6 protein-coding genes are annotated in these 7,397 nt (G+C 62.8%); 4 read left to right on the forward strand and 2 right to left on the reverse strand.

The window, feature by feature from the left end; translation table 11 throughout:
• A partial coding sequence (locus VF497_RS02110) for a CoA-transferase (protein ID WP_330885778.1) occupies window positions 1–234 on the reverse strand: 234 nt, incomplete at its 3' end.
• Window positions 235–270: 36 nt separating this feature from the next.
• The gene (locus VF497_RS02115) at window positions 271–1,659 is read right to left on the reverse strand and encodes a GntP family permease (RefSeq protein ID WP_330885780.1); all 1,389 of its coding nucleotides are present in this window, start codon (window positions 1,657–1,659) and stop codon (window positions 271–273) included.
• A 311-nt stretch (window positions 1,660–1,970) separates the two neighbouring features.
• Between VF497_RS02115 and VF497_RS02120 the strand changes: the two genes are divergently transcribed.
• The 4 genes from VF497_RS02120 to VF497_RS02135 form a co-directional block, all read left to right on the forward strand.
• Complete coding sequence (locus tag VF497_RS02120) at window positions 1,971–3,158, forward strand: hypothetical protein (protein WP_330885782.1); 1,188 nt, start codon at window positions 1,971–1,973, stop codon at window positions 3,156–3,158.
• Between the two features lie 79 nt (window positions 3,159–3,237).
• The gene (locus VF497_RS02125; RefSeq protein ID WP_330885784.1) at window positions 3,238–4,074 is read left to right on the forward strand and encodes a hypothetical protein; all 837 of its coding nucleotides are present in this window, start codon (window positions 3,238–3,240) and stop codon (window positions 4,072–4,074) included.
• Window positions 4,075–4,178: 104 nt separating this feature from the next.
• Window positions 4,179–5,561 carry a histidine--tRNA ligase gene (gene hisS / locus VF497_RS02130; protein WP_330885786.1) on the forward strand — a complete coding sequence of 461 codons (1,383 nt, stop codon included), beginning with the start codon at window positions 4,179–4,181 and terminating at the stop codon, window positions 5,559–5,561.
• On the forward strand, window positions 5,558–7,397 hold a 1,840-nt coding region (locus VF497_RS02135), incomplete at its 3' end, for an aromatic amino acid ammonia-lyase (RefSeq protein ID WP_330885788.1). The genes hisS and VF497_RS02135, both read left to right, overlap by 4 nt.

A 7,397-nucleotide genomic window follows, 5' to 3' on the forward strand; every position in this document is an offset into this window, starting at 1 on the left:
GGCGTAGACGAGGGTGAGGTTCTTCGGCTTGCCCGTGGCGAACGGTGCGTCGACTTCGTTCGACAGATACAGTTCTTCGAGCGCGATCGCGATCTGCTCGGCGAAGCCGATGCCGACGAAGCCACCGGTGGCGACCGTGTCGCCATCGCGGATCAGGCGCACGGCCTCGGCCGCGCTGACCACCTTGCCCTTGTCCGGTGATCTCAGATAGGCGAGGGCAGGGTGGTGGGGCATTGCACGCGGCTTCCCGTCATTGTGACCAAGGGCGGCTTACACCAGGCCGGTGATGTAGTACACCGCAATGACGAAGAACACCGCGAGCGTCTTCAGGCAGGTGACGGCGAAGATGTCTTTGTACGACTGCTTGTGGGTCAGCCCGCACACCGCGAGCAGGGTGATCACGGCGCCGTTGTGCGGCAGCGTGTCCATGCCGCCCGAGGCCATTGCGGCGACGCGGTGCAGTACTTCGGGCGGGATGCCGGCGGCGTTTGCCGCGGCGATGAAGTCGTTGGCCATCGCCGCAAGCGCGATCGACATGCCGCCCGAAGCCGAGCCTGTGATGCCGGCGAGCGTGGTCACCGACACGGCTTCGTTGACCAGTGGATTCGGGATCGCCTTCAGCGCATCGCGAATGACGATGAAGCCCGGCAGCGCCGCGATCACCGCGCCGAAGCCGTATTCCGACGCGGTGTTCATCGAAGCGAGCAGGGCGCCCGCGATCGCCGACTTGCTGCCCTCGGCGAACTTCGCCTTGAGCTGGTTGAAGCCGAACACGAACACGAGCAGGATGCCGACCAGCAGCGCACCTTCGACCGCCCAGATCGCGACGACCGGCGTCACGTCGACGCTCAGCGGCTTCGCACCCGCGACCAGCGCGACATCGTAGGACTTGCCGTAGTTGGCCTTGATCAAGGTCGTGAAGAGGTAGTTGACGACGCCGACCGCGACCAGCGGCAGGATCGCGATCCACGGATTGACGAGCGAGCCCGCGACCGGCTCCGGCTCGTTGGTGTGCCCGGTGCCATAGCCTTCGCCCGCGGCGAGCGCGGCGCGGCGGCGCCATTCGAGATAGGTGATGCCGCAGACGAAAATGAACACGCCGCCGAGGATGCCGAGCCACGGCGCGGCATAGACGTCGGTCTTGAAGAACGTGGTCGGGATGATGTTCTGGATCTGCGGCGTGCCGGGCAGCGAATCCATCGTGAAGGTGAACGCGCCGAGCGCGATCGTGCCCGGGATCAGGCGCTTCGGGATGTTGCTTTGCTTGAACATCTCGACCGCGAACGGATACACGGCGAAGACGACGACGAACAGTGATACGCCGCCGTAGGTGAGCAGCGCGCAGACCAGCACGATCGCGATGATCGCGCGCTGGCCGCCGATCAGCCCGATCACCGCGCTGACGATGGATTTCGAGAATCCCGACAGCTCGATCACCTTGCCGAACACCGCGCCGAGCAAAAACACCGGGAAGTAGTTCTTGACGAATCCGACCATCTTGTCCATGAACAGGCCGGAGAAGATCGGTGCGACCGCGCCTGGGTCGGTCAACAGCACCGCGCCGAGCGCGGCGACCGGCGCGAACAGGATCACGCTGTAGCCGCGATAGGCCACGAACATCAGAAACGCGAGTGCGGCAAGGCAAATCAGAAAGCTCATGAATCACCTTTCGGAAGTGGGTGGAAGAATTACTGCGGACGGGCAGCGCGATCGATGTTCCGTGGACGCGATACGCATAGCGAGCTTAAACGTTTTGTTTCGATCCGACTGCCTCAAAACCTCATACTAAAGTCGCATGTCTGTCGATGCTGCAACGACCAGATCGAGCGGGTGGAGTTACTGCTGCCGGGAATAAGCGCATGCAAAGCAGTCAGTTGGCGCGTTGTGCAGCGCACACTATCGTGCAGCCATCTCGGTTGCGGAAGAGTCGAATGAGGAATCAGGCAGGCAGCGCATCGGCGAGGATTCTGGTGTTGGGGGGGCTCTTGTTGCAGGCAGGCACGGCGAGTGCGCTGGACTATCCACCCGACGGCCTGGTCATCGATTTGCGCTATCGCTCGGCACACATCAATCAGACGGGTTATGCGAAGCCTGCCAATGCGAATACGGTGCGACTCACGCTGGGCTATCTGTGGAAGTTCGCGCCGGAATGGAGCGCCTACGTCGAAGGCACGCGTGTCTTCGCCATTTTCGGCGAACACTACAACACAGGTGCGAACGGCAATACGCACCGCCCCTCGGAAGGCGATCCGCCGTCGAGCGAAGTGTCGAGCGCCTGGGTGGCCTACGACAACGGCACGGCGTCCGCGCGCTTGGGGCGGCAATATGTCAGCCTCGACAACGACCGCTTCTTCACGCCGGGTCTGTGGCGCCAGAATCCGCAATCGTTCGACGCCGTCGCCGCGGCGCTGAAATTCGATACCGGCACGACGATCAAATATTTCTATCTCGACGAGGCGCAGCGTTCGGTCGGCCACGACTACCCCGACCCGACCCAGCGTGAGTGGCAGCTCGATGCGCATCTGATCCACATCGATCAGAAACTCCCGCTCGGCACGCTGACCGGCTACGACTATCTCGTCGAAAACGACACGAACGCCAAGAATTCCTGGCGTACGGCCGGCCTGCGCTGGGTCGGCAAATACCAGTTCGGCAATACCGGCACGGCGCTCGGCTGGACGGCGGAAGGCGCACGCCAGAACAGCTGGCGCAACAATCCGCAGCATTATCAGGCGGACTACCACTTGTTCGAAGTCAGTTATGGATTTTCTTGGGCCAGCCTGAAGCTTGGCGACGAGGTACTCGGCGGTAACGGCAAGTACGCGTTTTCGTCGCCGTACGGATCGAACCACGGTTTCGACGGCTGGACGAGCCAGTTCAAGAACACGCCGCCGAACGGACTCGAAGACCGCTACGTCGCCGCGTTCGGCAAGATCGACTCGCGCCTGACCTGGAGCGTGACCTTCCACAACTTCTTCGCCGATCGCGTGAACCAGCGCTATGGTTCGGAACTCAACGCGATGATCAATTATCAGTTGCGCAAGGATTTGAGCATCGAGCTCGATTACGCCGACTATCATCGCAACACGTTCGGTTCGGCAGAACGCGCGCTCTGGGCGACGCTGGAATACAAGATCGGCAAGCAGGGCGGGTATTGAACATTCGCGCACTCTACAAACTTGCCTGGCGGAAAGATTGCCCCTAAAGTCGAGGCATCAATAGCTCAAGGAGACGAGTATGTTGCCCCGCGATGCGGTGTTGGTTGCGATATTGATGGCGGCGGGCATGACAGCTGCGAAAGCAGACCAACCTGCCGCGATATATTCGATGGAAGCCGTCGGCGAGGTACAAATAGCCACGGATGGGCACGTCAGCGATTACAGGCTTGCCAGCAAATTGCCGGATGAAGTCGCGAAGTTGATCGATCAGAACGTGCGCGGCTGGCATTTCGAGCCGATTTTGGTCGACGGGCAGCCGGTCGTCGCCAGGACCACCATGCATATCCATTTGACCGCCGAGCCGATCGCAGGCGGCAAAGACAATTACAAACTGCGCATCGCCAGCATGAATTTCGGTGAGCCGCGGCATGCCGGCCAGATGAAACCGCCGCACTATCCGATGGAAGCGGTCGCCGCGCATCTCGGCGCGCGAGTTCTGTTGTATCTGCGCCTCGATGAAAACGGCAAGGTCGTCGAAGTGCAACCGTATCAAACCAGCCTCGGCGCGCGCACTCGTTCAGAACATGAAGCGGAAAGCTGGCGCAAGGTATTCGAGAGATCGAGCGTAGCCGCCGCGAAGGAGTGGCGTTACGACATGACCGAAACGGTCGACGGAAAGCCGATGGGTACCACAGTGATCGTCCCGATCGAATACGGCGTTGGCGATACCCGCGCGGAGGCCTTGAAGGAAAACAAGTGGAAGGGGTACGTACCCGGCCCCATTCATCCTGCGCCCTGGATGAACAAGCCTGGCCTAGCCGCCAATCAGGACTTGTCTGAGCTCAAAGGCAACGAATCGCTGTCGCTCGATTCGCGCTTCAAGCTCAAGAACGACGTGGTCGGCAAGACGCTGTAGTCCGTGTCATGCCGGCTGGCGACTTTGCCAGCCGGCGTCTTGTCGCGGCATGGTAAAATGTGCGCCTGTGCGGCGTTCCGCCGCTGTTTTGTGCAAGGACACCCATGTCGTTGACCCAAGCCCGCACCATGCCCGGTGTGATGGAGCTGCTGCCGCTCGACCAGATCGCGTTCGCCGAGATGCTCGACACCGTGCGTCGCAATTACGAGCGCTTCGGCTTCCTGCCCATCGAAACGCCGGTGATCGAATACTCCGACGTGCTGCTGACCAAGTCGGGCGGCGAGACCGAGCGGCAGGTCTACTTCGTGCAGTCGACCGGAGCGCTGGAAAAGGGCGAGGACAAGCGGCCTGAGCTTGCGCTGCGCTTCGATCTGACCGTGCCGCTCGCGCGTTACGTCGCGGAGCACGAACACGACCTGAGCTTCCCGTTCCGTCGCTATCAGATGCAGCGCGTCTACCGCGGCGAGCGTGCGCAGCGCGGCCGCTTCCGCGAGTTCTACCAGTGTGATATCGACGTGATCGGCAAGGACGAGCTATCGATTCGCTACGACGCGGAAATCCCCGCGGTGATCTACAGCGTGTTCCGCGATCTCAAGATCGGACCGTTCACGATCTGGCTCAACAACCGCAAGATCATGCGCGGCTTCTTCGAAGGCCTCGGCATCACCGACATCGAGCAGCAGGCGCTCGCGCTGCGCGAAGTCGACAAGCTCGACAAGCGCGGCGCGGATTACGTGCGCGACACGCTGATGGGCGAGGGTTTCGGCCTGTCGGCTGATGCGGCGAAAAAGATCCTCGACTTCGTGCAGATCCGTTCGCACGGTTATGGCGATGCACTGGCCAAACTCGATGCGCTGGGGCAGGGCAGCGAGGTGTTCAACCAGGGCATCGTCGAACTGCGCGAAGTGCTGACAATGATCCGTGCGCTCGGCGTGCCGGAGACGCATTACGCGATCAACCTGTCGATCGCGCGCGGCCTCGACTACTACACCGGCACGGTCTATGAGACCACGCTCAACGAGCATCCGCAGATCGGCTCGATCTGCTCGGGCGGACGTTACGAGAATCTCGCCTCGAACTACACCAAGTCCAAGCTGCCCGGCGTTGGCATCTCGATCGGCGCGACGCGCCTGTTCTGGCAGTTGCGCGAGGCGAAGCTGATCGACACCGCGCAGTCGACGGTCAAGGTGCTCGTCACGCAGATGGATGAGGCGCAGCTTCCCGCCTATCTCGAACTCGCCACGCAACTGCGCAACGGCGGCATCGCGACTGAAGTCGTGCTCGACGGCGGCAAGCTCGGCAAGCAGTTCAAGTACGCCGACCGCGCCGGCATCCGCTTCGTCGTCGTGCTCGGTTCGGACGAAATCGCCAAGGGCACGGTGACGGTGAAGGATCTGCGCAAGGAAGACCAGTTCGAGGTCGCTCGCAGCGAACTCGTGCGCACCTTGCGCGTGGAACTTGAGCAGGCCGAGGCGATGAAGATATGAGCGCCCCGATTCGTCTGGACGGTTCCAGCCTCACGCGCGCGCAACTCGTCGCGATCGCAAAGCAGGGCACGAAGATCGAACTCGATGCAGCGCAACTCGCGAAGGTGCAACGCACAGCCGACTTCCTCGCCGAGCAGGTGCAGCGCGGCGAGCCGATCTACGGCGTGACGACCGGCTTTGGCAGCAATGCCGACAAGCTGCTCGGTGCGCACCGTGCGCGCGACGAACTGCCCGGCGGCAATCCGGAGAGGCGCGACGGCACGCTTCTGGAAGAGTTGCAGCACAACCTCGTCGTCACCCATGCGGTCTGCGTCGGCAAGCCGCTAGCGGTCGAAGTCGTGCGCGCGATGCTCGCGATCCGCGTCAACACGCTGATGCGCGGGCATTCGGGCATTCGCGCGGCGACGCTGCAGTCGCTCGCCGAACTTCTCAACCGCGACATCATTCCGGTGATTCCCGAGAAGGGCTCGGTCGGCGCGAGCGGCGATCTGGCGCCGCTGTCGCATCTGGCGATCGTGCTGCTCGGCGAAGGCGAGGCGTTTTACCAGGGCGAGCGTTTGCCCGGCAGCGAAGCGCTGAAACGCGCGGGACTCTCGCCGGTGCGCCTGTCGTTCAAGGAAGGTCTCGCACTCAACAACGGCACCGCGCAGATGCTCGCAAGCGGCGCGCTCGCTCTCGACGCGCTCGAAAAACTTCTTGCGACCGCCGATCTTGCCGCGGCGATGACGCTCGATGCGTTCGCCGGCCGCAGTTCCGCTTTCAAGCAGGAAGTGCATGCGCTGCGTCCGCATCCGGGGCAGGTACAGACTGCTGCCAATCTTCGCCGCCTGCTCGGCGACTCGACGCTCGTCGATATTCCGTATCACCTCGTGCCGCGCTTCAAGACCTGGCTCGCCGATTCGTGGAGCGACCCGGCAGATCAGGCGCATCGCTTCGATCTCGGCTGGGACTACGTGCCACCGTCGCAGCGTCACGGCAAGGAGGCGTTCTACGCGCGCTTCATGCCGTTCAAGGGCGGCAAGAAGCACCAGCCGCAGGATGCCTACAGCCTGCGCTGCATCCCGCAGGTACACGGCGCCGTGCGCGACGCGCTTGCGCAGGCGCAGCGCGTGTTCGACATCGAACTGAATTCGGTCACCGACAATCCGCTGATTTTTCCCGATGCCGAGAACGCGAAGGTGATCGAGGATCAGGTGATCTCGGCTGGTCACTTCCACGGCATGCCGCTCGCGCTCGCGATGAGCTACGTCAAGGCGGCGATCCCCGTGCTCGCCTCGATCAGCGAGCGCCGCCTCAACAAGCTCGTCGATCCGGCGACCAACGACGGCCTGCCGGCGTTCCTGATCGGCAACGAGGACGCGACTGATTCCGGTTTCATGATCGTGCAGTACACCGCCGCGGCGCTGGTCAACGACCTTGCCACGCGCGCCCATCCGGCCAGCGTCTACTCGGTGCCTACCAGCGCGAACGCCGAGGACCACGTCTCGATGGGCACGAACGAAGCACGCCACGTGCTCGAAATGATCGAAGATCTCGGCCACGTGCTCGCGCTCGAGCTGTACACCGCAGCGCAGGCGCTCGAATATCGGCAGGACATGCTCAACGCGGCACGCACGCTCGCCGCGCGCGGCGATTGGCGGAGTCTCGCGGCAAAAGTTTCGGGCGCGCCGAAGCCCGATCACGAAAGCCACGCGCAGTTCGTCGACGAGGTGAAGAAGTTGATGGCCGCGCTGGCGGGCAGCGAGGAATTCCACGCCGGCTCCGCCATGCAGGCGGCGTTCGCGAAGATCCGCGAACGCATCGGCTTCATGCAGCGCGACCGTGCGATGGACCAGG

Origin of the sequence: Rudaea sp. (assembly GCF_036383415.1) — a bacterium.
Taxonomy (GTDB): Bacteria; Pseudomonadota; Gammaproteobacteria; order Xanthomonadales; family Rhodanobacteraceae; genus Rudaea.

What these genes read in the sequence shown, in the direction of transcription:
- VF497_RS02115 (WP_330885780.1), bottom strand. Translation starts at nt 1,659, where the DNA reads ATGAGCTTTCTGATTTGCCTTGCCGCACTCGCGTTTCTGATGTTCGTG.
- VF497_RS02125 (WP_330885784.1), top strand. Translation starts at nt 3,238, where the DNA reads ATGTTGCCCCGCGATGCGGTGTTGGTTGCGATATTGATGGCGGCGGGC.
- hisS (WP_330885786.1), top strand. Translation starts at nt 4,179, where the DNA reads ATGTCGTTGACCCAAGCCCGCACCATGCCCGGTGTGATGGAGCTGCTG.